The 23,813-nt window shown below is 43.1% G+C and carries 27 protein-coding genes and 1 pseudogene; 6 read left to right on the plus strand and 22 right to left on the minus strand.

Annotation, left to right across the window (positions count from 1 at the left end; all coding sequences use genetic code 11):
* From V7L01_RS07735 to V7L01_RS07750, 4 genes and pseudogenes are all read right to left on the minus strand, one after another.
* Nucleotides 1-403 (minus strand): annotated as a pseudogene (locus V7L01_RS07735) (AAA family ATPase); the annotation flags it as partial.
* Between the two features lie 260 nt (nucleotides 404-663).
* A complete protein-coding gene (locus tag V7L01_RS07740; RefSeq protein ID WP_335033444.1) occupies nucleotides 664-1,056 on the minus strand; it encodes a type II toxin-antitoxin system VapC family toxin in 393 nt (130 codons plus the stop codon).
* Entirely contained in the window at nucleotides 1,053-1,271 is a 219-nt protein-coding gene (locus V7L01_RS07745) for a hypothetical protein (RefSeq protein ID WP_094352538.1), read from the minus strand. Before V7L01_RS07745 ends, V7L01_RS07740 begins: the two co-directional genes overlap by 4 nt.
* A 14-nt stretch (nucleotides 1,272-1,285) precedes the next feature.
* A complete protein-coding gene (locus tag V7L01_RS07750) occupies nucleotides 1,286-2,383 on the minus strand; it encodes an ATP-binding protein (RefSeq protein ID WP_335033446.1) in 1,098 nt (365 codons plus the stop codon).
* A 215-nt stretch (nucleotides 2,384-2,598) separates the two neighbouring features.
* Between V7L01_RS07750 and V7L01_RS07755 the strand changes: the two genes are divergently transcribed.
* A complete protein-coding gene (locus V7L01_RS07755) occupies nucleotides 2,599-2,832 on the plus strand; it encodes a hypothetical protein (RefSeq protein WP_335033448.1) in 234 nt (77 codons plus the stop codon).
* A gap of 471 nt (nucleotides 2,833-3,303) precedes the next feature.
* Here V7L01_RS07755 and V7L01_RS07760 read toward each other — a convergent pair whose 3' ends face one another.
* The 3 genes from V7L01_RS07760 to V7L01_RS07770 form a co-directional block, all read right to left on the minus strand.
* Nucleotides 3,304-4,947: an acetolactate synthase large subunit gene (locus tag V7L01_RS07760; protein WP_334720128.1), complete on the minus strand. Its 1,644-nt coding sequence runs from the start codon at nucleotides 4,945-4,947 to the stop codon at nucleotides 3,304-3,306.
* Nucleotides 4,948-5,056: 109 nt separating this feature from the next.
* Entirely contained in the window at nucleotides 5,057-6,424 is a 1,368-nt protein-coding gene (locus V7L01_RS07765; protein WP_335033450.1) for an NAD-dependent succinate-semialdehyde dehydrogenase, read from the minus strand.
* Nucleotides 6,425-6,625: 201 nt separating this feature from the next.
* Complete coding sequence (locus V7L01_RS07770; protein WP_335033452.1) at nucleotides 6,626-8,266, minus strand: adenylate/guanylate cyclase domain-containing protein; 1,641 nt, start codon at nucleotides 8,264-8,266, stop codon at nucleotides 6,626-6,628.
* A 771-nt stretch (nucleotides 8,267-9,037) separates the two neighbouring features.
* Here V7L01_RS07770 and V7L01_RS07775 point away from each other — a divergent pair.
* The 5 genes from V7L01_RS07775 to V7L01_RS07795 all read left to right on the plus strand — a co-directional run bounded on the left by V7L01_RS07775 (nucleotide 9,038) and on the right by V7L01_RS07795 (nucleotide 11,968).
* Entirely contained in the window at nucleotides 9,038-10,522 is a 1,485-nt protein-coding gene (locus tag V7L01_RS07775) for a VanZ family protein (RefSeq protein WP_335033453.1), read from the plus strand.
* 251 nt (nucleotides 10,523-10,773) lie between these two features.
* The gene (locus V7L01_RS07780) at nucleotides 10,774-11,331 is read left to right on the plus strand and encodes a hypothetical protein (RefSeq protein ID WP_335033455.1); all 558 of its coding nucleotides are present in this window, start codon (nucleotides 10,774-10,776) and stop codon (nucleotides 11,329-11,331) included.
* The gene (locus tag V7L01_RS07785; RefSeq protein WP_335033457.1) at nucleotides 11,331-11,537 is read left to right on the plus strand and encodes a helix-turn-helix domain-containing protein; all 207 of its coding nucleotides are present in this window, start codon (nucleotides 11,331-11,333) and stop codon (nucleotides 11,535-11,537) included. Before V7L01_RS07780 ends, V7L01_RS07785 begins: the two co-directional genes overlap by 1 nt.
* Before the next feature lie 20 nt (nucleotides 11,538-11,557).
* Nucleotides 11,558-11,761, plus strand: a complete 204-nt coding sequence (locus V7L01_RS07790; RefSeq protein WP_335033459.1) for a hypothetical protein — start codon at nucleotides 11,558-11,560, stop codon at nucleotides 11,759-11,761.
* Between the two features lie 21 nt (nucleotides 11,762-11,782).
* On the plus strand, nucleotides 11,783-11,968 hold the full coding sequence (locus V7L01_RS07795; protein WP_335033460.1) for a hypothetical protein: 186 nt from the start codon (nucleotides 11,783-11,785) through the stop codon (nucleotides 11,966-11,968).
* On the opposite strand, the gene V7L01_RS07800 is transcribed toward V7L01_RS07795, so the two are convergent.
* The 15 genes from V7L01_RS07800 to V7L01_RS07870 all read right to left on the minus strand — a co-directional run bounded on the left by V7L01_RS07800 (nucleotide 11,969) and on the right by V7L01_RS07870 (nucleotide 23,777).
* A complete protein-coding gene (locus V7L01_RS07800; protein ID WP_335033462.1) occupies nucleotides 11,969-12,337 on the minus strand; it encodes a hypothetical protein in 369 nt (122 codons plus the stop codon). It lies immediately after the preceding gene.
* Nucleotides 12,338-12,374: 37 nt separating this feature from the next.
* The gene (locus tag V7L01_RS07805) at nucleotides 12,375-12,779 is read right to left on the minus strand and encodes a hypothetical protein (RefSeq protein ID WP_335033464.1); all 405 of its coding nucleotides are present in this window, start codon (nucleotides 12,777-12,779) and stop codon (nucleotides 12,375-12,377) included.
* A gap of 36 nt (nucleotides 12,780-12,815) precedes the next feature.
* Nucleotides 12,816-13,037 carry a hypothetical protein gene (locus V7L01_RS07810; protein ID WP_335033466.1) on the minus strand — a complete coding sequence of 74 codons (222 nt, stop codon included), beginning with the start codon at nucleotides 13,035-13,037 and terminating at the stop codon, nucleotides 12,816-12,818.
* A gap of 100 nt (nucleotides 13,038-13,137) precedes the next feature.
* Nucleotides 13,138-13,494, minus strand: coding sequence for a hypothetical protein (locus tag V7L01_RS07815; protein WP_335033467.1), 357 nt, complete (start codon nucleotides 13,492-13,494; stop codon nucleotides 13,138-13,140).
* Between the two features lie 411 nt (nucleotides 13,495-13,905).
* A complete protein-coding gene (locus tag V7L01_RS07820) occupies nucleotides 13,906-14,757 on the minus strand; it encodes a hypothetical protein (RefSeq protein ID WP_335033469.1) in 852 nt (283 codons plus the stop codon).
* A gap of 4 nt (nucleotides 14,758-14,761) precedes the next feature.
* Nucleotides 14,762-17,341 (minus strand): collagen-like triple helix repeat-containing protein, encoded by a 2,580-nt coding sequence (locus V7L01_RS07825; protein WP_335033471.1) that lies wholly within the window; start codon nucleotides 17,339-17,341, stop codon nucleotides 14,762-14,764.
* A complete protein-coding gene (locus V7L01_RS07830; protein WP_335033473.1) occupies nucleotides 17,331-17,945 on the minus strand; it encodes a hypothetical protein in 615 nt (204 codons plus the stop codon). The genes V7L01_RS07825 and V7L01_RS07830 overlap by 11 nt, the downstream gene beginning before the upstream one ends.
* Nucleotides 17,946-17,949: 4 nt before the next feature.
* Nucleotides 17,950-18,612, minus strand: a complete 663-nt coding sequence (locus tag V7L01_RS07835) for a discoidin domain-containing protein (protein WP_335033475.1) — start codon at nucleotides 18,610-18,612, stop codon at nucleotides 17,950-17,952.
* Nucleotides 18,599-18,958 (minus strand): hypothetical protein, encoded by a 360-nt coding sequence (locus V7L01_RS07840; RefSeq protein WP_335033476.1) that lies wholly within the window; start codon nucleotides 18,956-18,958, stop codon nucleotides 18,599-18,601. The genes V7L01_RS07835 and V7L01_RS07840 overlap by 14 nt, the downstream gene beginning before the upstream one ends.
* Nucleotides 18,948-19,277 (minus strand): hypothetical protein, encoded by a 330-nt coding sequence (locus V7L01_RS07845; RefSeq protein WP_335033478.1) that lies wholly within the window; start codon nucleotides 19,275-19,277, stop codon nucleotides 18,948-18,950. Before V7L01_RS07845 ends, V7L01_RS07840 begins: the two co-directional genes overlap by 11 nt.
* A gap of 334 nt (nucleotides 19,278-19,611) precedes the next feature.
* Entirely contained in the window at nucleotides 19,612-19,767 is a 156-nt protein-coding gene (locus V7L01_RS07850; RefSeq protein ID WP_335033479.1) for a hypothetical protein, read from the minus strand.
* 6 nt (nucleotides 19,768-19,773) lie between these two features.
* Nucleotides 19,774-22,641 (minus strand): DUF3854 domain-containing protein, encoded by a 2,868-nt coding sequence (locus V7L01_RS07855; protein ID WP_335033481.1) that lies wholly within the window; start codon nucleotides 22,639-22,641, stop codon nucleotides 19,774-19,776.
* 311 nt (nucleotides 22,642-22,952) lie between these two features.
* Nucleotides 22,953-23,291: a hypothetical protein gene (locus tag V7L01_RS07860; protein WP_335033483.1), complete on the minus strand. Its 339-nt coding sequence runs from the start codon at nucleotides 23,289-23,291 to the stop codon at nucleotides 22,953-22,955.
* Nucleotides 23,284-23,541, minus strand: coding sequence for a hypothetical protein (locus V7L01_RS07865; RefSeq protein ID WP_335033485.1), 258 nt, complete (start codon nucleotides 23,539-23,541; stop codon nucleotides 23,284-23,286). Before V7L01_RS07865 ends, V7L01_RS07860 begins: the two co-directional genes overlap by 8 nt.
* Nucleotides 23,538-23,777: a hypothetical protein gene (locus V7L01_RS07870; RefSeq protein ID WP_335033487.1), complete on the minus strand. Its 240-nt coding sequence runs from the start codon at nucleotides 23,775-23,777 to the stop codon at nucleotides 23,538-23,540. Before V7L01_RS07870 ends, V7L01_RS07865 begins: the two co-directional genes overlap by 4 nt.
* Between the last annotated feature and the right edge of the window lie 36 nt (nucleotides 23,778-23,813).

The raw sequence follows: 23,813 nt of genomic DNA on the forward strand, positions 1-23,813 counted from the left end.
CGAACGCCACGCCGAACGCCACGCCGAACGCCACGCCGAACGCCACGCCGAACGCCACGCCGAACGCCACGCCGAACGCCAGGCGAAAAGCTATATTTGCGATTGATTCACCCAATGCCCACAGCACCAAGCCCAATAATAAGTTAGCCAGGATAGGTAAGATAAAGTATCCCTGGATGAACAGCCGCCACAGAGCAAGATTTCGCCATCGCCCTTGTCTCAACAAGATAATTAGCGAGGAGTGCGAGTCTAAAGCAGGGTCAATACGCTCAAGGTGGTTACGCCATGCTGAAGGGCGGAAGACGAGCCAGAAAAGTAGTTGTAAGCTACCGAGTATTAAGTTGGGGTGCTGCTGGGGTGCATCGGTGTAGGCGTTGGGGGGTAGTTGTGGTGAGGTCAACATTTCTGCACTCCTAACGCAGTGTGCAACTTTTTCTCAAACCTAACCCCCAGCCCCTTCCCTACAAGGGAAGGGGAGCAAGACTTAAAGCCTCTCTCCGCTTCGGGGAGAGGTTTGGAGAGGGGTTTTAAGAATAAATCGCACATCGCGCACTCCTATTTAATACTCGGCTTTGCTGAATCAGGATATTAAAGAGCTTTACGCAAAGGCACAAAGGCGCAAAGAACAATTCATAGCTTAATTCAGCGAAGCTAACTTTTGTTTCACTTTCCAAGAGTTTGCACCCCAGGATATGCCAGAATTTTGGCGTCAACAGTTAGTAACGGGCAGTTGTAAATTCTGGCAGTGGCTACAATGATTTGGTCAGATGGATCTCGGTGAAAACCTGTGAGTTTGGTTGATTCAACGATAATTGGAATTGTCAATTCGAGTAGCTGCACTCCTGGATAAGCTAAAGCTGCTGTTAACCACTCGTCAACTGAAATTGAAAAAGCAAGTTTGCGATTCTCAACCAGTTTGGCGACTTCCCAACAAGAAATAATGCTGACTCCTAGTCCTTGAGATTGATATTCTTCAATGCAATCTCGATATTTCTGGTTTAGTCGTTCATTGTTATCTACCCACCAAATCCAAATATGGGTATCTAAAATTATCATTGCAAGACTTCCCAATCCTCTATAGGTACAGCAGGCTCAAAAGGATCATCATAGTGAATAACTGTTCCCCGTAAAGGATAAGGATTAGATTCTGAAGGTTGGGGAAAACGTTCTAAAACAATGATTTCTACTGCTTCGCCTGCTTGAAACGGTAAATCTTCAAGAATCAAGGTTCCGTTTTTAGTTAACTTTGTTTCAATTCGGTGTGCTTTCATAGTTACTCTGCTAGTTATGAATCTAATAAATCAGCAAATGGTTTTATTTGTCGTAATCCTTCCTCACGCCAATTATCATCATTCTCCCCTTCTTCTAAGTTAAATAATTTTTCTGTACACAGAATTTGCAACAACAGAGGCCAGCAGCAACTTTGTGTCAAAATCCACTCCACATCTTCATCAGCGAAAGTAATGGGCGAACTTGCTATCAATTCTCGCGCTTCTATCTCAGTCAATGCTCCCAGATATGCGGTATAGCCGAAAATATTGAAAAAGGGTGAACTGTGTCCTGTGTTTCGCGCCATTTCAATCGGTGATTCGGGGGTAGCCAAAACAAATGCTAGATTCCCCCCTGTATGGTTAGTTGCCAAAGACCGCAAACATTCCCAAAAGCCATCATCTAATTCTGAACAGCGTTGCAATCCAACACTAATCTCATCCAATAAGATGACCGTGGGAGAATGCAAATTATCGCTGACTACATCCATGAAACGATCTAAATCGCAAGGTGTAGGCACTTGCATCTTCAGTGATTCTAATATGTACTTTAGCAGTCCTTCTCGGCTTTGCATTCGTGCGTCTTGCAAGTCTACGAAAATCCAACAGTAATTTTCTGGATGCGGTAGCCAGTCAGATTTTTGAGCAGGACGCAGCTGTTCTGCTGGGGTGATGGTGATATTTTTGAGGTAGTGCAGCAGAGATGTTTTACCGCTACGCTTTTTGCCGATAATCGCGGCGTTTTGCAGGGGATAGCGTTTGAGTAAGTTGAAGAGGCGTTTTAATTCTTTCTCTCGCCCAAAAAAGTAACGCGGCTGGGTGATGGGTGCGCCAGTGATGAAGGGTGATGCTTCCCCTTTAGTTGGCTGAGGTTTAGGCGGTTGAGTTTCTGGTTCTTTGTATGCAATGTCTTGCCACTCTAACCTCAGTTTTTTGCTAAGTTCTACAAAATTTAGATAGTCAACAGGTTTGCCTGTGAGAAAGCTTTTGACTGTGGAGAGAGAAAATCCTATATCAGTAGCCAAGGACTGCTGGCTGGGATAGCCGTTACGTTGAGGTGCTGACTTAACTTTTTCAATATACTCTGGGGCTACTCGGAGCGATCGCGCCATCATTCCTCATCGAGAAACTGCTGTGAGTATATCAGCTTTTCATACTCGCTAAATAACAAAGCTGTTTAGCTATAACGTCTTACACTCTAGGAATTATAGTCATCCTGAACTTAACCGATAATCAACTCACAACTCGTCTAATCGGTAACTATTTCTCAACTCCGTTCTCAGCCAGCACCAAGTTGTAATGGGAATGTAAGGGATTAGGGGCTTTAAAAATGAAACGAGAATTGGGAATTCTGCAAATTACCTTATCACTTTGCGGAGTGATGATATTTGGTACAGTAACCTACGCCGCTATTAATATGGTGAATGGTCAATACCGAGTTGAAATGGCGCTCAATACTAAGGGACTCATTATTAAGTCAGATATTGACAAAAGGCAATGCAAAGCAGTAGAAGATATTGCCCAAAAGCAGGAAAGCACAAATATCCAACCAGAAAACGATTAAGTAAGAGTAAAAATCAGTGATGAGTTAAAATCAATAACTTCTAATTTATTGTAAACGAGTCTTTGATACTCGTGAACGAGTCTTTGATACTCGCGGACGAGTCTTTGATACTCGCGGACGAGTCTTTGATACTCGTGAACGAGTCTTTGATACTCGTGAACGAGTCTTTGATACTCGCGGATGAGTCTTTGATACTCGCGGACGAGTCTTTGATACTCGCGGACGAGTCTTTGATACTCGTGAATGAGTCTTTGATACTCGTGAATGAGTCTTTGATACTCGTGGTTTTTTTAACGAACCGCAAAGGACGCAGAGGACGCAAAGAAAGAGGAGAAATATTATTTATAAATAAAGTGAAGTAAAGCGGTACGTTACGCTAAAGGCTAACGTACCCTACCAAAACACTAAAGGAGTTTAGGAATAAATAACTCCTAACTCTTGTAGAGACGCGATTAATCGCGTCTCTACTTTTTACAATGCACAAGTCAACTCGCCGGCTTTTTGACTAAAGCGGTGATTCTCCCGATAATCTACGGGACAATCTATCACCGCAGGTACATCTTGAGCGAGGGCTTCTTTCAAAGTAGGAATCAAATCTAAAGCCGATTCAACTCGATAGCCTTTTAAACCCATGCTTTCGGCGAATTTAACAAAATCAGGATTGCTAAAATGCACAAAGGATGAGTTTCCTTTACCAAATTGATTTTCTTGCTTCCACTCAATTAATCCATAGCCACCATCATTAAAAATTATGGTGACAAAGGGCGTACCGACACGCAAGGCTGTTTCTAATTCTTGAGAATTCATCATAAAGCCACCATCACCTGTGACAGCAACGACTTTGCGCTTGGGATGAACCAGTTTTGCTGCTAAAGCGCCAGGAATGGCAATACCCATAGCCGCGAAGCCGTTGGAAATAATGCAAGTATTAGGACTATGGCAATGATAATGACGGGCCATCCACATCTTATGTGCGCCAACATCTGAGATAACGATATCATCTGGTCCCATCACTTGGCGTAAGTCATAAATTAACTTTTGCGGCTTAATGGGAAATCCGTCATCATGGGCATACTGTTCGTAATCAGCGCGAATCTCCGATCTTAAGCTAATAGCAAAGGGATCTGGTTTGCCTTGTCTGTCTGCTAATTTTAAGATTTCATAGAGGGAATCTGAAATATCTCCCACGACTTCGGCGTTGGGAATATAACTACTATCAATTTCCGCCGGACTTACCCCAATATGCACAATGGGAATTTCACCATTCCGATTCCATTTCTTGGGGGAAAACTCAATCAAATCATAGCCGATCGCAATTACTAAATCGGTATTATCAAAGCCACAGGTAATAAAATCTCTTTGCTGTAATCCTACTGACCACAAAGCTAATTGATGTGTGTAGGGAATTACGCCTTTACCCATAAAAGTATTGGCAACAGGTATATTTAGCAAGGTGGCAAATTGCGTGACTGCATCACTTGCATGAGCGCGAATTGCCCCATTTCCGACTAAGATTAATGGGTTAACGGCTTGGCAAATTGCGGCTGCTGCTGCCCGAATGCTAGCAAAAGATGCATAAGTTTTTTCGCCACTATCCTTACGTAAAGGTTTGCCTTCGACGGGCATAGCAGCAATATTTTCTGGCAAATCGATGTGAACTGCACCAGGTTTTTCCGATTGCGATCGCTTAAATGCTTTCCGCACTACTTCGGGTGTAATACTCGGTCGCACAATCTGCTTATTCCACTTGGTAACAGGTGCAAACATTGCCACCAAATCTAAATATTGGTGGGATTCAATGTGCATTCTATCTGTTCCCACTTGACCGGTAATCGCCACTAAGGGCGCACCATCGAGGTTAGCATCTGCTACCCCAGTCATCAAGTTGGTTGCCCCAGGGCCAAGAGTAGAAAGACATACTCCGGCTTTTCCGGTTAAGCGTCCATAAACATCGGCCATGAATGCTGCACCCTGTTCATGACGAGTCGTAATAAATTTAATGGAAGAATGTTTTAATGCTTCCAAAACGTGCAGGTTTTCTTCACCAGGGAGTCCAAAAATATATTGCACTCCTTCATTTTCTAGGCACTGCACCAATAATTCGGCTGTATTCATTTTATTTCCTAACTAGCAACGAATAAGACTTTAGTCATTAGTCATTTGTCCTTTGTCCTTTGTCATTTGTTCTTTGACTAATGACTAATGACCAATGACCAATGACTAATCATTTAACCCACACGGTTTTAACATTGACAAACTCATGTATACCTTGGATACTCAATTCTCTGCCATATCCAGAACGCTTGATGCCACCAAAGGGCAACCGAGGATCGGATTTGACCATACTGTTGATAAACACGGCACCGGCTTCAATTTCCTCAACCAAGCGATCGCTCTCTTGGTCGTTGGTTGTCCAAGCACTTGCACCTAAGCCAAAGGGTGAGTCATTAGCAAGTTTAATGGCGGCATCAATATCTGGAACCCGGAATAACAAGGCTACCGGGCCAAAGAATTCTTCTTTTGCAATTGGTGTGTCGGTGGGGATATCTATGATAATCGTTGGCGGATAAAAATTTCCAGGACGATCTGATAAAGGATGTCCACCGGTGATGACTTTACCCCCGCTGCTAATTGCACCTTGCACTTGTTGATCTAAATCCTGGAGAATACCAGGTGTTGCCAGTGGCCCTAAATCGGTATCTGGTTCCATAGGATCGCCTACTTTCAGCGCCTCGAATTTTTCTAAAAGCAATTTTTCAAATTTGTCTGCGATCGCATCTGCGACAATAAAACGTTTCGCTGCAATACATGATTGCCCGTTATTTAACATCCGCGCTGTAGTAGCTGTGACAACTGCTGTCTCTAAGTCAGCACTTGCTAACACAATAAACGGGTCACTTCCTCCTAATTCCAAGACGGTTTTTTTAATTTGTTTGCCGGCGGCGACGGCGAGGGATGCCCCTGCTGGTTCGCTTCCGGTCAAGGTAGCAGCTTTTACGCGGTCATCAGCCATTAAATCGGCAACTTTGGCAGCGCCTATTAATAGAGTTTGAAACGCACCTTCAGGAAAACCCGCCCGTCGGATAATATCTTCAATTGCCAAGGCGCACTGCGGCACATTAGAAGCGTGTTTGAGTAAGCCGACATTTCCCGCCATCAGGGCTGGTGCGGCAAAACGAAAAACTTGCCAGAAGGGGAAATTCCACGGCATCACCGCGAGAATCGCACCCATTGGTTGATAACGTACAAAACTCTGACTGGCATCAGTTTTTACACTGACATCAGCTAAGAAACCAGGGGCGTGTTCGGCATAGTAGCGACAGACGGCGGCGCATTTTTCGACTTCTGCGATCGCAGCTTTAAATGGTTTACCCATTTCTAGAGTCATTAACTTAGCAAATTCTGCTTTGTCTTGCTCTAAAATATCAGCAGCTTTTTGCAGCCAGTGCGATCGTTCAGAGAAACTAGTCTGACGATACTGTTCAAAAGTCCGATCGGCTAAATCGAGTTTAGCGGCAATTTCTGCATCATTGAGCGCCTCAAAGGTTTTGAGCGTCTCCCCAGTGGCGGGATTAATGGTGGCGATCGCCATTACCTGACCTCCCGTTAAAAAATAGCTTCGGTAGGCTTCCTAGTGTTACACAGATCAATTCTGGAAGCTACCACCCAAATTCTAGTCTTATAACCCAGAATTAGTTGCTGAATATTACAATTTTGCAATTATTTTTGAAATAAAATATACAGTTTGGTTACGTATTTATCTCGATAAAATTGTCATTAATCATTCCAATGCCTAATAATTAATAATTGTTGGCACTTGCTGCAAATTTGTCTGATAAACCTTAACTAATCGCTCAATACCTTTGAAACGATAATCTCCCATTTCCTCAAAGTCTGAAGGTAGTGAAAGCATTTTATGGGTGGCTTCACTAATAACGCATTCACTAGGGGGACAAACTGCTTCCATCCGAGCAGCAAGATTAATTGTCGCGCCTAATGCCGTATAATCTACCCTTTGGGAACTACCGACATCTCCCACAACAGCCTTACCGCTATTAATCGCAATGCGTAATTGTAGCGGTTCGTGCCAAAAACCATTGGCATTAAGATGTTCGAGACGATTGAGCATTCCCTTGGCAGCAGCAACAGCGCGATCGGCGTGATCTGATTGCGGTTCTGGAGCGCCAAAAAATGCCATAATACAATCGCCAATATACTTATCTAAAGTGCCACCGTAAGTAAACACTTCTTTTAGCATTTCTTCAAATAATTTATTTAATAGTTGAGCGATCGCAGTTGGTGTTAATCTTTCAGAAATTGCCGTAAAGCCAACTAAATCCGCAAACAAAATGCTGATTTCGCTCTCAGCGGGAGCTAAACGACCACCCGGTAATCCGCCTACAGATATCAACTGTTGGACAACTGCTGGAGAATGATAGCGTTCTAATCGGTGACGAATCATCTCTTCAGTTTTGAGCTTCTCTACCAATAGCCAACGCTGCACGCTAGAAGCCACAAGGTTTGCTAAGGCTGAAAAAAAGCTGAGTTCTTCCTCGCCTTCATTTGCCCAATGGTAAGAAGAAAGATTAGCATCGGCATACAGTACGCCTACAACTTTATTTTCATCCCATAAAGGCACCGCCATCGCGCTACGAATGCCTTTGACTAAAATACTCTGTTCGCTAGCAAACCGTTCATCCTGATGAGTATCAGCAGTTTGAATAACAACTTTTTCGTCAAATACCTTTTGACAGATACTACGACTAATCCAACTACCATCAGAAGGGAGTTGTCTCTGTTGAGAAACGTTTCTGGTGGCTGCGTTCACTAACTCCAACTGTCCGCAACTATTGACATCAATTAATAATGCCAAGCGCTCGATACTATCAAGGTAGCGAAAAACTACTTGCTGCACTTGAGAAAAAATCTCTTCTATAGACGCCGCCGCACAGAGATTTTTCGCTATATCCACTAAGTCTTTGAGACGGGCAATAGTTTTATCTTTATTATTGATGTCGCCATCTTTGCTATCAGCTGCAATCCATTGCTGTTGTAATTGTTCGACATTATGAAGGATTGTTCTTTGCTCATTATTTTCCGAAGTTCGGGGATACTCAGGTGTCGGTTGTGAAACAACGCTTGTGAGCAAGACTACTAGGCTAACATTGCCCAGCCAAATGATATCGCCGTGATGCAATTCTTGGGGATGGTTAACAAGATACTTATTTACTTGTGTCCCGTTTTTACTGCCCAGATCCTCAATAACCCATACACCGTCAGCGGTTTTCACAAGGCGAGCATGGTTACGGGATACTCCAGCAAAAGGTAAGTATAAATTACATTCTGGCAAACGACCAATTGTAAATACATCTTGCTCAACTGTGATCGTTGTCTCGGTATCTCCCTCTTGTAGGCGTAGTGTGAGTTCAGTCATGAGTGTGATAGATCCATCGAAGCTAGAGGTGCAAGCAGCTCTAAGGTAAGTTATACCCTACAGGTTAACCTTGACCTTTTCTTTATGACACTGTTAGCTGCATTCCGACAACTGTATGTGACAGATATTACATTGAAGGAGACAATTTTGCTGAAGATTCAGTTCAGAGCGGGTTTGAATGCCCTTATGAAAAGGAGCCAGCAAATTATTCAATTTCGCGAGCCAGCGCGGTGAATTCACAGAAGAGGCAGGGGGGAAGGGATCTCTTAGCTGGGGGAGCAAGCCCTTCCCAAAAGCGTGGAGCAAAGCGAAACACGGGTTATCAAGCCCCCTCCTTCTTTGTCCGCTTGAACTGGGGCAGAGTACAAGCTCTATCTCAGTTTTTCCCCCTGCCCCCTGCCCGCTCCTCCCTTGCCTCTTTACCGCCTCACCTCCTGCCTTTCTGATGAAAGCCTCATGAGGGGCGTACATCTACCGTCAGCGTCAACTTAAGCCCAAACCCAACTATATGTAGTTTTTATAATAGCTTGATGATTTCTTCATAATTTAGTGTTCATAATTATCTACTGGTAAATAATATAAAAGCAGTGTCGATATCGCGTGCAGTTAAAAAGTAGCTTTAAGCATCTATTAGTGATAATTCATAACTCCTACTTAGCACGAACAAGTATTAAGATTTTTTAGGTATTTACTCTCAATAATCATTGAGGTATTATAACCAACTATCTTTATTTATATCCATTACTAGTGATAAAAGTAACATAAACTTTTATGAATCAACGCCCGGTTTATCCTCAAGTATTTAATTTGCTGATTTTAATTACCAGCATTTTAGTAGTACTATTAGCTACACTTTATCCATTTAATTTTTCCATCCCAGACAGTTTTTCCCTGCCAGAATTTTTTGCAAGTTTTAACAATTCTAGTAATTTTAAAGACCAGGTAAATAATTTTTTGCTGTTTATGCCTTTAGGTTTTGGCTGCACTAGACTCTTGCAGAAAAGAAAGATAAAAACAAAAGTGCAAGTTTTCCTAGTTATCCTGAGCAGTGCTGGCTTATCGTTGACAGTTGAAGTCTTGCAAGTCTTTCTACCTTCAAGAATGCCTACTCCATCTGACATTCTGAACAATACTATCGGTGGATTTATTGGTTTTATTTGTTTTTATCTATGGAATAGTCAAAGCTTTAAGAATACTGTTGTATCTATAGAAAGCAGCAGAGCTAGCCGCTCAATTAAACAAATAGGATTATTTTTTATTGGGTATATATTTCTGATATTTGTGATTTCGCTGTTTTGGCAAAATACGATAAATTTGAGTAATTGGGATGCAAATTATCCGCTGCAACTTGGCAACGAACAAACGAGGGATAGACCTTGGCAAGGATACATATCTGAAATTTATATTGCCGATAGAGCCATCTCAAAAAATGAGGTAGCACAAGGATTAGCTGATTCAAGTTCCTTTAATAATCTTGGTAATTCTCTACTAGCTAATTATCAATTAAAGGGAAAATGTTGTTATAAAGAACAAACTGGACAATTGCCAGAACTATTGTGGCAAGGACAGCCTTCAAATGCACAGGAAGATAAAGGTGTTTTTTTGAATTCTAGTCATTGGCTACAAACATCTACTCCTGTCACAACCCTCAACAAAAGAATTAGTAAAACATCTGAATTTACACTCAGCACTATCCTAACTACTGCCAACTTAGAGCAGTTTGGCCCTGCCCGCATTATTTCGATTTCCGGCACTTCCCTACGTCGTAATTTGACGCTGGGACAGCGGGGGAATAACTTAGATTTTCGATTACGAACGCCGATAACTGGAGAAAATGGATCGGACTTAACACTGAGTATTCCTAATATTTTTACCGACACTAATCCTCACCACATAATCATCACTTATTCCAGAGCAACTATCCAAGTATATGTAGACAATTTACAGAATTTTTACTCTTTGAACCTATTGGAATTGATGCCTAAAAATCAGATGATTTTTTACTATGCACTAAGTTTTATTCCTCTAGGCTTTTGTTTATCAATGTTAACTATTTTTGCAAAAAGAAGATTGATACTTTCTAAGTTATTGATTTATGGGGGGATATTAATACCTTCTCTAATATTGGAAGGTATTTTAGTAAGTGAAAGCGGTAAAAACCTCAGCCTAAAAACCCTATTACTGGGTATGTTATTCACAGGAGGAACTATGCTAATTTTGAGAGTGCGGGCTGCTCAATTAAAAATGATAAATTAACAATTGTTCCTTTTGTGCCACGCTTCTTTTTTAATTGGGTGGTAATTCCAAACTAGTGTCCACGAGCCTACTCTATACAAGCCTCCTGGAACTATGACCAGACTTTACTACTCATTTGCTACTCAACTGAGCAATTTTTACCCTTATTTTTAGCGATCGCAAGCAGCGATCGTGCTACTCAAATGCTACTCATTGGGAACGATAACATAGGCGTTCTAGCCACCTAAGTTACAAAAAGGGAATTTTGATTAATGAGTGAATGCCCAATCGGTTTAATTTGCGAGTTACTTTCAAAACGCTCTAGTTGCGAAAATCGTTCTTACTGCCATGAATTAGCTGAACCGTGGCCGTTGCCTTATTGGTTAAATCCTTTTTGGGCAGCAGGAGTAAATTGTCTGGAAGTTAATTTGCCTGATTATGACTGGGACGACTGCCCAAACGTTGAGCATTTAATAATTCAGCAAGACAATTACAATGCCTGGGTAGCCAGAGTTCAAGTTGAGTATTGGGCTAGTGGTTGGTGGAAGAGTATTTCTTTACCTTATGAAGCAATTCCAGAAGGAGGGATTGTTGTAACTCATCATCTAAAACTTGAGGAAGAAGTTACTTTTTCTAGACCTTGGAAATATGACAAGCAGCATAAATATGATCTTTCTCCTACCCATTGGGAATCATTTATGCCAGCTTTACCAATTGGCGCAAGATATACAAACACAAATTTGTTTACAGAAATTGAAGAAGACGGTTTTTATCCAGAATGCTGGTTGCTCTACAAGCGCGATTTTGATGAAGAATGGGAGGAAGATTAATGAGTGAAGATGAAGCTAAAATTTATGATTTATTGCTAAAGGCTGGCCCATTAAGAGCCGTCCAAATTCACGAAACTCTAAAAATGGGCTTTCATCGGTTGTACCCAGCGTTAAACCATTTGAGAAAACACGACTTTGTGCAAGGTCGCAAGCAACCGGGGAATCAACTAACTTACGAGCTTACAGGGCTTAAGCCTACTAAGTGACAAAATGGAGATTTTGACTAATGGCTGACGATGACAATGTAGTGGATGCTAGCGGATTATTTGACAATATAGAGAAACACTTAGCCCCTCCACCGTGGATCGATTTCAATCATCCTGATTTCCCTGAATACTTTCAGATAGTGGTACTGGATGAAGAAGGTAAGGTCAAGACATGGTGGCAGCGAGTTCCGCCGAATCTTCGGGATAACAGCAAGTTTCCTTAAATCACTAGAGTGAATCCCCAGATGCTTAAAATTGGTGACTTTGTTAAACGAAAGGACGGAATTATCCCAGAGAATGAACCAGGCGCTGCTGGAATGTCGGTTAACACTGCCTACGAAATAATCTGGATAGCCCCGGATGGATTGTGTGTACTGAGAAACTATCTCATGCTGGTCAGTCCAGAATATCTAGAGGTGAATCCCCAGTGACTAGAATTTATCGTCGCGAATTTGAAACCCAGTTTCTTTATGCAGAAAGCCGGCTATCTGGGTTATCCAATTAGCAAGTCGATTGAATTTATGCTCAAGAGCTTTATCGCTGGCATTGAGTCGATACAAGTATATGTATTCTTTGTCGGCCTTGTACTCAGTTATGTGTATTTCAACTTTGCTGTTAGTTGTATTTATCCTATCAGCCAAATTGTCTTTGAGATTATCAATGGCTAGAAGCAAGTTTGTTTCGACATTGCTAATTCTACTATTAATATTAGCCTCAATTTTAGCTAGTCTGTAAATTGAGCCAATCAAGGTAAGTAATCCAAGAATAATAGTTAGAGCATTATTCAAATCAATTTTCATCTCTTAAAGAGCATTATTTTTATCTATCAGTTCGCAACTAATTCTCTAAAAGGTTGTTATGAATTTCGTTGATTCTTTCTTCTACTCGGTCTTCCTGATCGTATAAAGAATAGTCGGCTGTACTCCAGATTTTTATCTGGATATCCACTAACCAAGGTACGGGCTTGAATACGAAATTATTAAGAAATTCCCAATCAGTAAGCTTGACAAAGGAGTGGCGTCTGAGTCCGCAAAATTTACTCTTGCCGTAGACCCTACCAATACTACTATCGTCAAAAAGTGGTATTAAATATCCTGCCTTATACCATGCAGGATTGGCCCCAAGACTGTCAGTAAAGACAATAATATATTTTCCTGTAAGTGCTGGAGTGATAGAGATTTCTGAACTGTTGCCGTTAATGTTTGTGTGGCTGCTATGTACTAGTGACCAATTAAGCGTCATCGAATTCTACCTCCATCACCCCATTACCAGCCCGATCTACACCAGCTTTACAGTTACTTCAACCGATTTTACTGAAACCTCGTCATCGGCATTTAGCGATTGGTAACGACCAGCTATCGTTCTCGCCTCAGCTTTACTTGAGAAGATATTAGCTGCATTCAAATTTTCAGTTAGCAATCCATCGGAACCAGTGGTTGAAGAGTAATAACCCTTCAACTCGTTAGCATCGTTCTCAACACAAACAACAAAGCTTGGCATGAAATTACCTTTTTTTTTACAGAATGAAAGTCTTAGGTGCTTCAGAAAGCGGAAAAGTGAAAATCTAACCTAACAGTGGAGCTAACAAATAGCTACCAGATTAGATAAAGATTCTCTTTCGTGCTAGATACGCTTCAGTAATATCTTTGCCTTTATAGTTTTGTCCACTTAAGCCTGACACAGCGTCTTCAAGCTTTGCGGGTGCAACCAAAAAATTACCTGTGGCAAAAACGGCTGTATCAGCTGCGATAGTACCAGTTTTAATGTATTTCACGCGGACTTTACTAACGCCGAAAGTGCTAGCACTGCCACTAAAAACTTTGGCGTTGGCGGGAGGCGTTTTGACGATGCCAAGTAAGGTGCAAACTGGGTCGGTGTAAATAGTCTTAGTGCCAGAAAATTTAAAAGCGACACCAGTTCCTAGTGAAATGTAATAAGCCTGCTTTAGATTCGCCATAATTACTCTATTTGTGCGTAATCCAGTTTTAGCAAGGCTCTCACGCTTTACTCACTGTAAGGAACCTTTAAGGGTTCCGAATTGAGTCACGGGTTATCAACACAGAAAAATCTTGCATCTTTTTTAATCGAATTAATTGCTACGAAATCATACTTAAAAGTAGAATTTTAATTCAATTAAATCTTAAGTAGATTTTCTTACAATCAATGTTGAACTGACAAGATAAGACCGCTAATTATGATTTGTCAAATTAGGACAATAAATTCTAAAATTACATCTATTCGCAATACAAAGACATTTCAAGGTATCGGGAAAAAGATAATATATATTCTATTTTGATTTTAATAAGTATCAAAGATAATTTGCTGATACTAATTGAGTGAGTTTTTATTGATATAAATCGCTTGACGCTTAGGCAAGTGCCCCATGATGTCTTCCCGTAACATCGACTAAGTAAATGGGTCTTTCGTTACCCCGCAGATACATATAAGCATATCTGAACCGCACATTAGAAACGGGTCGATACCTTGGTTTTTTCTTTTGTTTTCCGTATACTAACTGCGTTCCTGTCTGATTTGTGATTGAGGCTTTTTTGGGAGTGCTAACTACTAATCTATTCTCGTCATAAAGGATATCCTGGCATTTTAAAAGTCGGGTAATTATATCTTGTGTATCGGTTTCAGTATTTCCATAGACTTGTAGGCGATAGCCGTGTTCTTCATGGTAGTACTTGTAGATGTTTTTCCCTTTTGTAAACACTACCCCTTGTCCCGCAGAAACAAGCTGCGTCTTGATCTTTTTCGCCAGTGCAATTGCTTTTACTGGGGTCATCGTAGCTGGTGTTTCGTTCATCAGCCGAAAGCTATACTCAGCTTCTACTTTCTTCTCACCTGGGGGAACGCTGGCAGCATCCTGAGAGAAGTACAAAAAAACTTGTGGTTTACCGTCAACAGATTCTTGAAAATGTTCAGCCGGAATACCATAAAAAATTCCTAAGTCTTTTTTGCCATATCCCAACAAATCAAACAACAAATGATGTCGCAAGTTCATTATTAGTTGATTGTCGTTATCTGTCATGGTGCAAGCTACTCGCAAGGCACTTCTAGAAGATGCTATATTAGGCTTCCAATCATCTCCTAAATCAGAGAAATATTTTTGAACAAGTCCATTATGTTGGGGGATGTATGTTTTTTGTAAATGCTCAAATGAATCGAAATTATCCGGGAGCTTATCATTAGGAGGTGGCGCTGGAGTAATTACCATTTAATCAATCTCCTCCATCAAAAATATCTTCAAGTACCAGTTCTAAGAAATTGGTGGAGTCGGCTTTGGCTTGGTCGCCCGTCGCCTTTACTACTTCAGGATCGGGAACAGCCAAACCAGGCTTGTAGTGGATAATCTTGCCTTCCGCGTCTTTAATGGGATTGCCATTGGCGTCTTTAGGGTCAACCTGCGCTATCTCTCTCTTCAGATCCCCTACACTTGTGTTTACATCACCTAGTGCGCCGGAGATTGCAATTGGTAATGCGACAAGCGTAGCGATAACCGTTGCCTGTTCACCCGTGACATGCAGGAAGTCGAAAAATTTACCCTTGAGGTTTGGCTGTGGGTTCATCCATGTATAAGCATTTTCAAGTAATACGCCACCTTTCCTAAGTGCGTTCCCGATTTTCCCTACATTCCCACCAATGACTTCCATGCCAGCAGTTAGAATACCACCAAGGTTCGTTACATGATTGAATACGCCAGCAGCGGCTTGATATATCCTGTTTGCTTTATCCCATGTCTGCTGTATTGTACCCGTCGTAGCTTCACCAACTGTTTGCTCTAGTACCTCGTGTACAGCCTTGCCCAAGGTATCGGCGATGCTGATCGGTTGACCATTAATACCCTTCGGTAGGATGAAGCCCGTTACCTGATCGATGATCATGAATAACGTCTGTCCGAGATTACTCGACAACATTAAGGCGTTGTGTACCGTCGCAGCGAATGTCAAGACCGCCAGTGCTTTCTCGACGTATGTATTGGTGGCAATCAACGTTATTAGCGTTGTTATACTCGCTAGTTGCGTTGTAAAGAATGCCTTAACACCATTCACAAGACCCGTTGACGTGCTATTAACGTTCGCTCGTGTCTGAGCGTGTTGAGCGATGATCAGTGCCCTTAGACTTGCCGTTTCCGCTGGATTCACGTTATTTGCATCCCTTCCATTGATACCTGGTGCACCTTGTAACCCTGGGGAACCGTTAGCACCACGTTGACCGGGAATACCTTGTACGCCCTGTCTTCCTGTTGCTCCGTTCCGTCCATCTACACCATTTCTTCCCGGACTTCCTGGTGTCCCTGGCAGAGTGACAATTGCGGTTACTCCATCCCTGCCATTCGTTCCTGGGATACCAGGCATACCAGGAGCGCCTTGCAAACCGCGCAATCCCGGTACACCAGGATCGCCTTTCAAGCCTTTTAAGCTACGCACTGCTTGTGCGATCGCAAGCGCTGTCAGCGCTGCTGTTAAAGCCTGTCCCGCTTTACCTAGTGCATCACCACCAAGTTTTAATGCCTTCTGTCCAATACCTTCGGCTTCATTTGCTTTTTGGTATGCAGTAGTAGCATTCTCGTTTGCCCTTACGGCGTTACGTTCGGCGCCGTCAGCGGTCGTTTGCGCTTGCACTGCTTTGGTAGTTGCTGAATTGGCGGTAGCTTGTGCCTGACCTCCTAGCACGTATGCACTGCCAGCGCGTAGGTTAGCAGCTTCACCAATCAGTCGTGCGTCTACTGCGATCGCTTTTACTTGCCCTATGGTTGCTTCATTGTTGGCAATGCGGTTTTGTAACCTAAGTAATGTGCCAAAGATACCTGAAATGCTGTTACTGAGCGCTTGCAAACCTGCTTCTATAGCATCAATACGAGCACCTAGTAGCTCTCGTGTTGCTATACCGTCAAGTATGGTAAAGATGGTACCAATAACATTGAAAATCTCTAGCACCTGTCCCGCTAGTTTGCCTGTAGCAGCGAGAGCATTTTTACTGATACCTATTGCCTCTGCTGCTTTTTGTATAGCACCACCGACTTTTGATTCTAGTGCACTAATAGCTTGCCCAAAACCCTCGATCTTGGCGCCAATACCATTTATTAGTCCACGTAGACCGCCAACCGCATTCTTTGCATTTGTTGCTTCAGCAAGAGCGCCAGCGGCTTTTGTAGCCGCACCGGTTGCCATACCCTCGGCAGATGTAGCGCGATTTATAGCGCTACCTGCTTTAAAATCCGCTTGATTTGCGATCCCTTTTGCGAGTTTTGATTCTAACGATGCTTCTCTGGCAACGTCTAACGAACTAGTAGCTTTCCTGTCAGCAGTGAAGGCACTATTTTTAGCTTTTATCGCTTCATCTAAAGCATTATTCCCGATTGTTTTAGCTTCACCTGCTGACCGCGTAGCGCCCTGTCCCGTCGCTTCCGCAGTGTCAGCCGTACCCTGCGCCCTGACCGCCTTTCTCGCTGCTTCTGCTGCATCTCGATCTGCTTTCATGGCACTGGCAGACGCTCTAATTGCTTCGCTTTGAGCGTTGTTTGCAGTTGTTTCTACCTTAAGGATTCTCCCAAGTGTTGCTCTCGTTTCGGATAATGCATTATCTGCTGTCGATTTCGCTGCTGTAGCCGTCGTCTCGACGCCAAGTAGTTTGTTCTCAATTTCAATTATTTTCGGTGGCAGTCGTTCGTCTACTACGGTGTTTGCAGCGACGGTAGCGATCTGCTTTACTTGCGATTCAGTGAGTATCTTCAATCGTGCAACTTGAGACGCAAGCGCCGATATTTGTGCTGACAATTCGCTGCAATTATCCGCCATTTTTCGACCTCAATTCACTTGCGATCGCCCGAAGTTTACTAGCAGTGCTAGCACAGTCATTACAGCAGTAACCGGGATAGGAATCACTTTTGCACTCACATGTACCGACTGGACATCTGTTACAGGCAACAGTAAAACTTACAGGACACTCACCCTCCGCACGAAACAAAACAGCACCGTCACTTAATATTTTTATTTCACATTTTTCATCGTCTTTATTTGGTACTGGACACTTAGCAGAGGCATTAATATTGACATTTGGAGATGACATTTTTATCCCGTTAACACCGCTTGATAATGTCGGGAATTTCGTGTCTCCACAACCGATGTACTGCAAATAATATCCAGTACCAGAATCGAATTCGCCTTTGTTAACGTAGTCCACCTTGTAATCAACGACTGTCAGCGATATTGTTCCATTAAGAGCTTGTGGACTGTTAAACGTGATTTGATATCCGTCACCGTTGTAATTTGAGGTATGGTCGTTCGGTGCAGTTCCTGTTTGTACGTCGATCGGCCCTGACTGCATTTGAACATCGACAGGGGAGCCATTGTTAAAACGATAAGTGACCTTTGGCTTATCTCCAGTGTTGCAATAAGTCATTGTTTTAGTTCGGCGTGAATGTACCGTAAAATTCCACTTCACCAAGGCAAAGGTGATAGTAGTTATCGCTATTAACACCAGTCGTGGTGAGTCGAAAATACGATGCTGCAATCGTCGTTTCTATAGGGAATGATGCCCATTGGTTCACGCCGTTTAGAGAGGTGTCATTGACGTGATTGTGTAGGTAGAACCATTCGCTACCATTCACGCTTGCTTCTAATTTCCAGTTCCGTGGGTAGTAACCTGCGCTATTGGCGCGGCTTTTCACTGAATAGTAATTGCACTTCAATTTACCAGTGTCAAGGTGGAACATTACAAACGAACCGTTTGCGGATGGCGTCCAGAAGTCACTACCCGATCTATCGGTTAATTGTGCTAAAGACCCGCTTTCCACCCCACTTGCAGTTATCGTCACACCGTTGTTATACGGGTTAACCCAAGGCGCGGTGTTTAACTGACGCCCAAGATAATAAAAGACTCCGTTCGTGTCACCATCATCGCTGTACGCTCCGACGTGATTAGTACTACCAGTCCCAGTAGATAAACCTGCGAATAAATCAGCCTTTGTGATTTTGTACGTCTCACCCGTTACCGGGCTTTGCATTACAAAATAATCGCCATTCTCCGCAGAGGTTTTTACTATCTCAAGGTCTTTAATCTGCGTCATAAGACTCTGTGATTATTTGGTTGTTGATGTATTTTTGATTTGCCCTGACGATTTGAAAAGGTGTCCACCCGATGATTTTCAGTAGCTCGAATGCTTCGGAATTGTCGAAAGTCAGTGACAACCCATCTTCGGTGGTAATCGGTTGAGCGTCTTCAGTGGTAATCGTTCCAGAGAAAGCAGATAACGCAGTAATGAGAATTGCAACAAGTAGACTTTCTGCGGTGTTGTTTGCTTGCGGTGTTAGTCGTAGTAAGTCGCTTTTTCGTATTACAAGTACAGTTGCATTTTGCGTCGCACCCTCGCCAAAAATGTCAGCAAGGGTAAGCCGATTAAGGTTAGTAGTCATCAGGATCGATGGTAGATGCAGTGTCGATCTTCGCGAGGTTGACGACGAGATTATCTACACGGTAGGACGTGTTATCTGTTCCACGGAATGCAAACCCTGGATAACCAGGCTCAACGTAAATGCTCTGGTCGATATTTGAGTCAAAGGTGCTTTTTGGTAGTCCTGACTGTGCCTTGACAATAATGCCAGTTAGCAAGCTTTCGGGGGTGTTTACCGTTTGTGGTGTTAAACGTGGTAGGTCAGCTTTGTAAATAGTGATTGTTGTAGCGTCTTGGGTGGCATTACTGCCAAAAACTTGTGCAAGAGTTGGTTCGGACATGGAAACTGGATTTATTTGAATGTTTGAATAAATCCGTTGTATGGCTAATTAAAAAAATCGTAAATATTCCACTTTTATGTAAAAGAGGAACTACTTTACTGAACCAACATATTGCAATGATTGAATTCTAGAAAGACTACTAATTTTGGAAATTTAAAATATACCGATTTAACCTTGTGGCATGGTTAAACCGGAAGTCATACCCCCGAAAAGATTTTCAACAGCCTGAGTAGCTGTACTGATTTTGATAGGAAAATAATTTATACAAATCTTTAAACTAGGGCGAATTTGATGAAAAGTTTGCCAAAATCTCAGTGTTAACCGCGATCGCGTTTTACCTCGTTTCAGAATCCTTGGTATCAGCCTTCCCAATATTTTGGAGAGCTTGTTTGGCTATCTGGCTCAGTTTCTTGCTCTCATCAAAGAAAGTGTCAGCCGTAGCAATTTCTACCAAGGCTTGATACATGATTTGAAAAGTTGATTGTTCCATTCAGGTTTAGGGTTTACTTAGCTGATTGGCTCTCACATTCAGGAACCGCCCTGGAGCTAATTCTATTTGCCATTTTCTATCCCAGCGACCGACGATTTTAACCAGTTCCCCGCCGTACATCGCATCTTTATTTACTTGAGGCTGCCACGGCTCCTGTTTTTCAAGCCATTCCTTAGCTATTTTCTTGGCTCCTTCCTCAAAATCTCCTGCCTCAGTCAGTCCTACTTTTGTCTGAGCTTGTCCGCCAGTGGGCCAGTGCCAGGTCATCAAGCATTCGTAACCACCAGGCATCTTTGCTGCGTTCAAAATGGTTGCCACTGGTTTGGCAGTACAGATTATGTCTCCAAGGTGGGTGGCGATATGAAGGCTAAGAGGTGTTGGGTCTATTAGCCAGAAATCGAAATCTTTTTTGGTATTAATGGTATTTGGTTTTTGGGCAGGTTCATCAACCGTTAAAACCTGAACTGCTTCGGAGCTTTTTTCCTCTATATAAGTTGGGGTTACATCAGCACTATCCGTCACCTCTATATCTGGCAAGGCTTCCGACCCGTCACCTGACCCGTCACCTGACCCGTCACCACCCGTCACCCGTTCGATGAGTAAGTAATCGTATGTTGGAATTTCTACATCCAAGGCAGTTCTTAACCGCAGTCCCTTAATAAACTTGCCAGTTTTTGTATGGTGTTTCAGTACTGGCCATTTCAGAATTGTGTGACAAAGTTCTATTAAATCTGGGGTAAAAACCTTGCTACTCTTGGGCAAATCACCAGAGGCTTGACAATGGCGGACATAAGAGCCAAACAAGGTATGCACCTGTTCGCCGTTTGCACCTTCATTTCTGTCATTTCCGATCGCAGTCAGAGCGTTGACATCATAAATAACTCTGTCGTTGATCCAAGATGCGACTGAATCGCCCTTCATTTGGTTGTTCCAGAATTCCAAGGTACATTCTGGGATCTCTTTCTTACCTCTGAGGACTGCGGTAACGCGCTCGTCGCTGAGTGAAAGCAAGTAGTTGGTGAATGCTGCTAATTCCGGCTCAAATACCGTAGATAGCTGTTGGCGCTGGGCTTCGGGAACGGTGTTATTGCAAGGAACCGTGATGGTTCGACGCTTGGCGCGACTGCTGCTGCCGCCACTGAAAACGGGGAAATTGGAGACTACTAAGGTCATTCCCTGGTAATCGAAGTTGAAAGATTTCTTTCTTTTCTCCTCAGCCCTAACCTGGTCTTCACCAGTCAAACTGAGGAATCTGCCTATGGTTCCTCTGTAAGGATCTTCGTCAGGGAATATCACCAGCCGCTTGCCAAAAGCGTTCGCTCCCTCAAATTGGTTTGTACACCAGATAGGGAGATTGGTCACTAAAACGTTTTGCTTACCAATCAATTCAGTCAGCAATCTGGTGAATGTTCCCTTACCTGTTCCACCCAATCCAATCAGGTGAAGAAATTTCTGCAAGTCGTACCGTCCTTTGATTACGGCGTTGCAGTAGCAAATTAGTAGTTCTTTGATATCAGCATTACCAGCCGCTAGGTGTTCTAGGAAGGCGTTGATATTTTCCCAACTTCCACCTTCAGATGAATAATCCCTTGGTAGACACCAGGTAAGCCGATATTGAGGTGAGTGTGGCAACAATTTACCTGTATTAACTTCTGCTACTCCGTTGAGAAAGGGGAGAAAATCACGGGATGAAGCTTGATTCCACTGGCGTTCAATGAGTTCGTGGCGGAGAATTTTGACTACGCCAGTCACATAATCGGGCCCAAAATTGTAAGCGCCTTCATTGCCAAGAATTTTATAGACAATTGATTCCACGTATTCCGGCGATTCATTAGACCAAACTCCATCGAAGTCAGCCGCGTATCTCCGCCATTGCTTGGTTTCATTATCAAATGCCAGCAGTTGGCGGTAATCTTCGGCTATTTTCTTCGCCATTTGGTCAGGAGGCGGGTTTTTATGTTTCTCTTCCTTGGAGTCCGATGTGCTGTTGGGGTGAAATTGCTTCTCTAGTCGAGCGATCGCACGATTGTAAGCTGAGTCAAAAGCCCCAAATCCTTTGTTAACCATCAGGTCGTCTACTCCTTTGCCATCCTCCGATGACCAAACAATATCTTCTCTGTAGGTCTGAAATCCATCCCTGTCTAAGACATTTCCTAGTTTTCGTTTGGCAGCGTTGACCGTGTGTCTAGTTTTTTCTTTGCTGTCACGATCTAGGGCGAACAGCCAGATGGCATCTTCCTGGTTGAATCGCTTCAGGTCAGGGATTAAGTTTTCTTTGCCGCCGGAGCTACAGCCATAGAGAGGTAGCGGGACATACCCCTGAGAGAGCATGGCTAATCCCTTTTTGCCCCCTTCGCCGATGATCCGAGGAATGGGGGCAGTCTCAAACCATGACCAAAAACTGCCGTCCATTGGCACTTCTGCCGCATACCGGGAAGCAATGCGTTTTCTGGCAGATGGGGGAACTGGAGGAAGATAAACTCGTGAACCATTGTCTGTGGGAGCCATATAACGGTACGGTCGCTGTTTGTCTTCGTCCCAGAGTGAGACAACAGCTTGCCAGACTGTGCCATCTTCGTTCATGAAGAAAGCGGCGTACATTGGCTCTTTGACTTGTTGGGTAAATCGGGTAAACGTCCAATTTAATGCCTCATGGATGGGGGTATTAACTTCACCGCCATAGTCAAATTCTTGGTCTTCATGAAATTCGATGCAGTGCTTGAATAGTTTTGGATCAATGCCACTGCCGTCGATAAAGGCAGCTTCAATAAACTCTTTAAACTCGTCAAATGATTGAAATCTATTTTTATTAACCTGCTGATATTCAGCATTTAACAGTGAAGATCCTTGCTGCAAGAGGGTTTGACTAATCATTAGTCCCTCCAAATGTGCTATTTTCAAAGAAGTTATTTTCTTTAATAAGTCTTTTTATTCTCTGTTGAGCGGTGGTTGAACACTTGCTCACTTTTTTTATCTTTTTATACATAGTTTTCTTGGTATTCAGAACGGGTTGGGTCGGTGACGGGTGAGGTGACGGGTCGGTGACGGGTGAGGTGACGGGTCGGTGACGGGTGAGGTGACGGGTCGGAATCATTGCTGTATAAGGTGGTGACGGGTCAAGACGTTTTTAGACATTTTTTTAGGTAACTGCGATCGCACTTTCAAGTTCGGTTTTCTATCCATCACTAAAACGGGTCGATCGCAATTTGAAGGCAGCCATCAATCCACTGGTTAATCTCGCCAACGCTAGAAAGTGAATTGGATGATTGCCGTAGTGCTGCTAACTCATTGGGGAATCCGCCTGTGGCATCCCAGCAAGGGGCGCTGATGTAATGCTGGCAGTATTCAGCTACAAGGCTGATTTCATCGGCGGTCAAGTTCTGGGAACTAAAGTATTTGAAAACTGCGCGGGGCAATTCTCCTGATGTTTCGTCTTGCCAGATGAGAGGTAAACCCAGGGGTGGGCGGTAAACATTAGGTATTCGCTTTGGCTGGTAGATGATTACTCTAATTTCGTCACTCATTAGGTGTTGGGGTATCGGTAAGTTGCAGAAACAGCAGAAAGTTGTCCAATTCTTCCTCAGACAATAAAAGGCGCGATCGCACTCCGTAATATTTCTCCAAATGCTCTCGACCTTGTGCTTTTGTCCAGCCTAATCGCTGCATCTCGCTATCTGTCTGGGTCATTAGGTTGTCGAAGTTTGGGTATGTTGGTTTCTCGGTCATTGGGGATTGGACGTTGGGTATTCGGCGAGGAAATCCTGGATGCATCATGGCAAGTAAGGAAGATACCCAGGAAATTCCCCGGTGAATTCTTCTTCCTCTACTGGAGTTGGCGGAAAGAGATAACAGCGGGTTGCTCTGTAGAATGCCTCGGTCGGCGATCGCAGCATCAAAAATAGGTAAAGTCCGCCGTCGAGAAGAACAGCAGGCGGAAATGTGTTTAGGGCAATCATTTCTTTGCTGGCTAATATCTGTCCTGTTTCTGTGGTTAAAGTTGCTTTCAGCATTGGGTATTAGAGGTTAGGAGTTAAGCGATCACACTT

It is taken from the genome of Nostoc sp. (assembly GCF_036917095.1).
Classification (GTDB): Bacteria; Cyanobacteriota; Cyanobacteriia; order Cyanobacteriales; family Nostocaceae; genus Nostoc.

Excerpts from the sequence above, each read along its gene's own strand:
- V7L01_RS07790 (WP_335033459.1), top strand. The coding sequence starts at position 11,558 with ATGGCTGACGATGACAATGTAGTGGATGCTAGCGGATTATTTGACAAT.
- V7L01_RS07760 (WP_334720128.1), bottom strand. The coding sequence starts at position 4,947 with ATGAATACAGCCGAATTATTGGTGCAGTGCCTAGAAAATGAAGGAGTG.
- V7L01_RS07755 (WP_335033448.1), top strand. The coding sequence starts at position 2,599 with ATGAAACGAGAATTGGGAATTCTGCAAATTACCTTATCACTTTGCGGA.
- V7L01_RS07820 (WP_335033469.1), bottom strand. The coding sequence starts at position 14,757 with ATGGTAATTACTCCAGCGCCACCTCCTAATGATAAGCTCCCGGATAAT.
- V7L01_RS07805 (WP_335033464.1), bottom strand. The coding sequence starts at position 12,779 with ATGACGCTTAATTGGTCACTAGTACATAGCAGCCACACAAACATTAAC.
- V7L01_RS07775 (WP_335033453.1), top strand. The coding sequence starts at position 9,038 with ATGAATCAACGCCCGGTTTATCCTCAAGTATTTAATTTGCTGATTTTA.
- V7L01_RS07745 (WP_094352538.1), bottom strand. The coding sequence starts at position 1,271 with ATGAAAGCACACCGAATTGAAACAAAGTTAACTAAAAACGGAACCTTG.
- V7L01_RS07780 (WP_335033455.1), top strand. The coding sequence starts at position 10,774 with ATGAGTGAATGCCCAATCGGTTTAATTTGCGAGTTACTTTCAAAACGC.
- V7L01_RS07785 (WP_335033457.1), top strand. The coding sequence starts at position 11,331 with ATGAGTGAAGATGAAGCTAAAATTTATGATTTATTGCTAAAGGCTGGC.
- V7L01_RS07830 (WP_335033473.1), bottom strand. The coding sequence starts at position 17,945 with ATGACTTATTGCAACACTGGAGATAAGCCAAAGGTCACTTATCGTTTT.
- V7L01_RS07855 (WP_335033481.1), bottom strand. The coding sequence starts at position 22,641 with ATGATTAGTCAAACCCTCTTGCAGCAAGGATCTTCACTGTTAAATGCT.
- V7L01_RS07840 (WP_335033476.1), bottom strand. The coding sequence starts at position 18,958 with ATGACTACTAACCTTAATCGGCTTACCCTTGCTGACATTTTTGGCGAG.
- V7L01_RS07795 (WP_335033460.1), top strand. The coding sequence starts at position 11,783 with ATGCTTAAAATTGGTGACTTTGTTAAACGAAAGGACGGAATTATCCCA.
- V7L01_RS07850 (WP_335033479.1), bottom strand. The coding sequence starts at position 19,767 with ATGGAACAATCAACTTTTCAAATCATGTATCAAGCCTTGGTAGAAATT.
- V7L01_RS07765 (WP_335033450.1), bottom strand. The coding sequence starts at position 6,424 with ATGGCGATCGCCACCATTAATCCCGCCACTGGGGAGACGCTCAAAACC.
- V7L01_RS07870 (WP_335033487.1), bottom strand. The coding sequence starts at position 23,777 with ATGCTGAAAGCAACTTTAACCACAGAAACAGGACAGATATTAGCCAGC.
- V7L01_RS07825 (WP_335033471.1), bottom strand. The coding sequence starts at position 17,341 with ATGGCGGATAATTGCAGCGAATTGTCAGCACAAATATCGGCGCTTGCG.
- V7L01_RS07845 (WP_335033478.1), bottom strand. The coding sequence starts at position 19,277 with ATGTCCGAACCAACTCTTGCACAAGTTTTTGGCAGTAATGCCACCCAA.
- V7L01_RS07815 (WP_335033467.1), bottom strand. The coding sequence starts at position 13,494 with ATGGCGAATCTAAAGCAGGCTTATTACATTTCACTAGGAACTGGTGTC.
- V7L01_RS07810 (WP_335033466.1), bottom strand. The coding sequence starts at position 13,037 with ATGCCAAGCTTTGTTGTTTGTGTTGAGAACGATGCTAACGAGTTGAAG.
- V7L01_RS07835 (WP_335033475.1), bottom strand. The coding sequence starts at position 18,612 with ATGACGCAGATTAAAGACCTTGAGATAGTAAAAACCTCTGCGGAGAAT.
- V7L01_RS07750 (WP_335033446.1), bottom strand. The coding sequence starts at position 2,383 with ATGATGGCGCGATCGCTCCGAGTAGCCCCAGAGTATATTGAAAAAGTT.
- V7L01_RS07860 (WP_335033483.1), bottom strand. The coding sequence starts at position 23,291 with ATGAGTGACGAAATTAGAGTAATCATCTACCAGCCAAAGCGAATACCT.
- V7L01_RS07740 (WP_335033444.1), bottom strand. The coding sequence starts at position 1,056 with ATGATAATTTTAGATACCCATATTTGGATTTGGTGGGTAGATAACAAT.
- V7L01_RS07865 (WP_335033485.1), bottom strand. The coding sequence starts at position 23,541 with ATGATGCATCCAGGATTTCCTCGCCGAATACCCAACGTCCAATCCCCA.
- V7L01_RS07770 (WP_335033452.1), bottom strand. The coding sequence starts at position 8,266 with ATGACTGAACTCACACTACGCCTACAAGAGGGAGATACCGAGACAACG.
- V7L01_RS07800 (WP_335033462.1), bottom strand. The coding sequence starts at position 12,337 with ATGAAAATTGATTTGAATAATGCTCTAACTATTATTCTTGGATTACTT.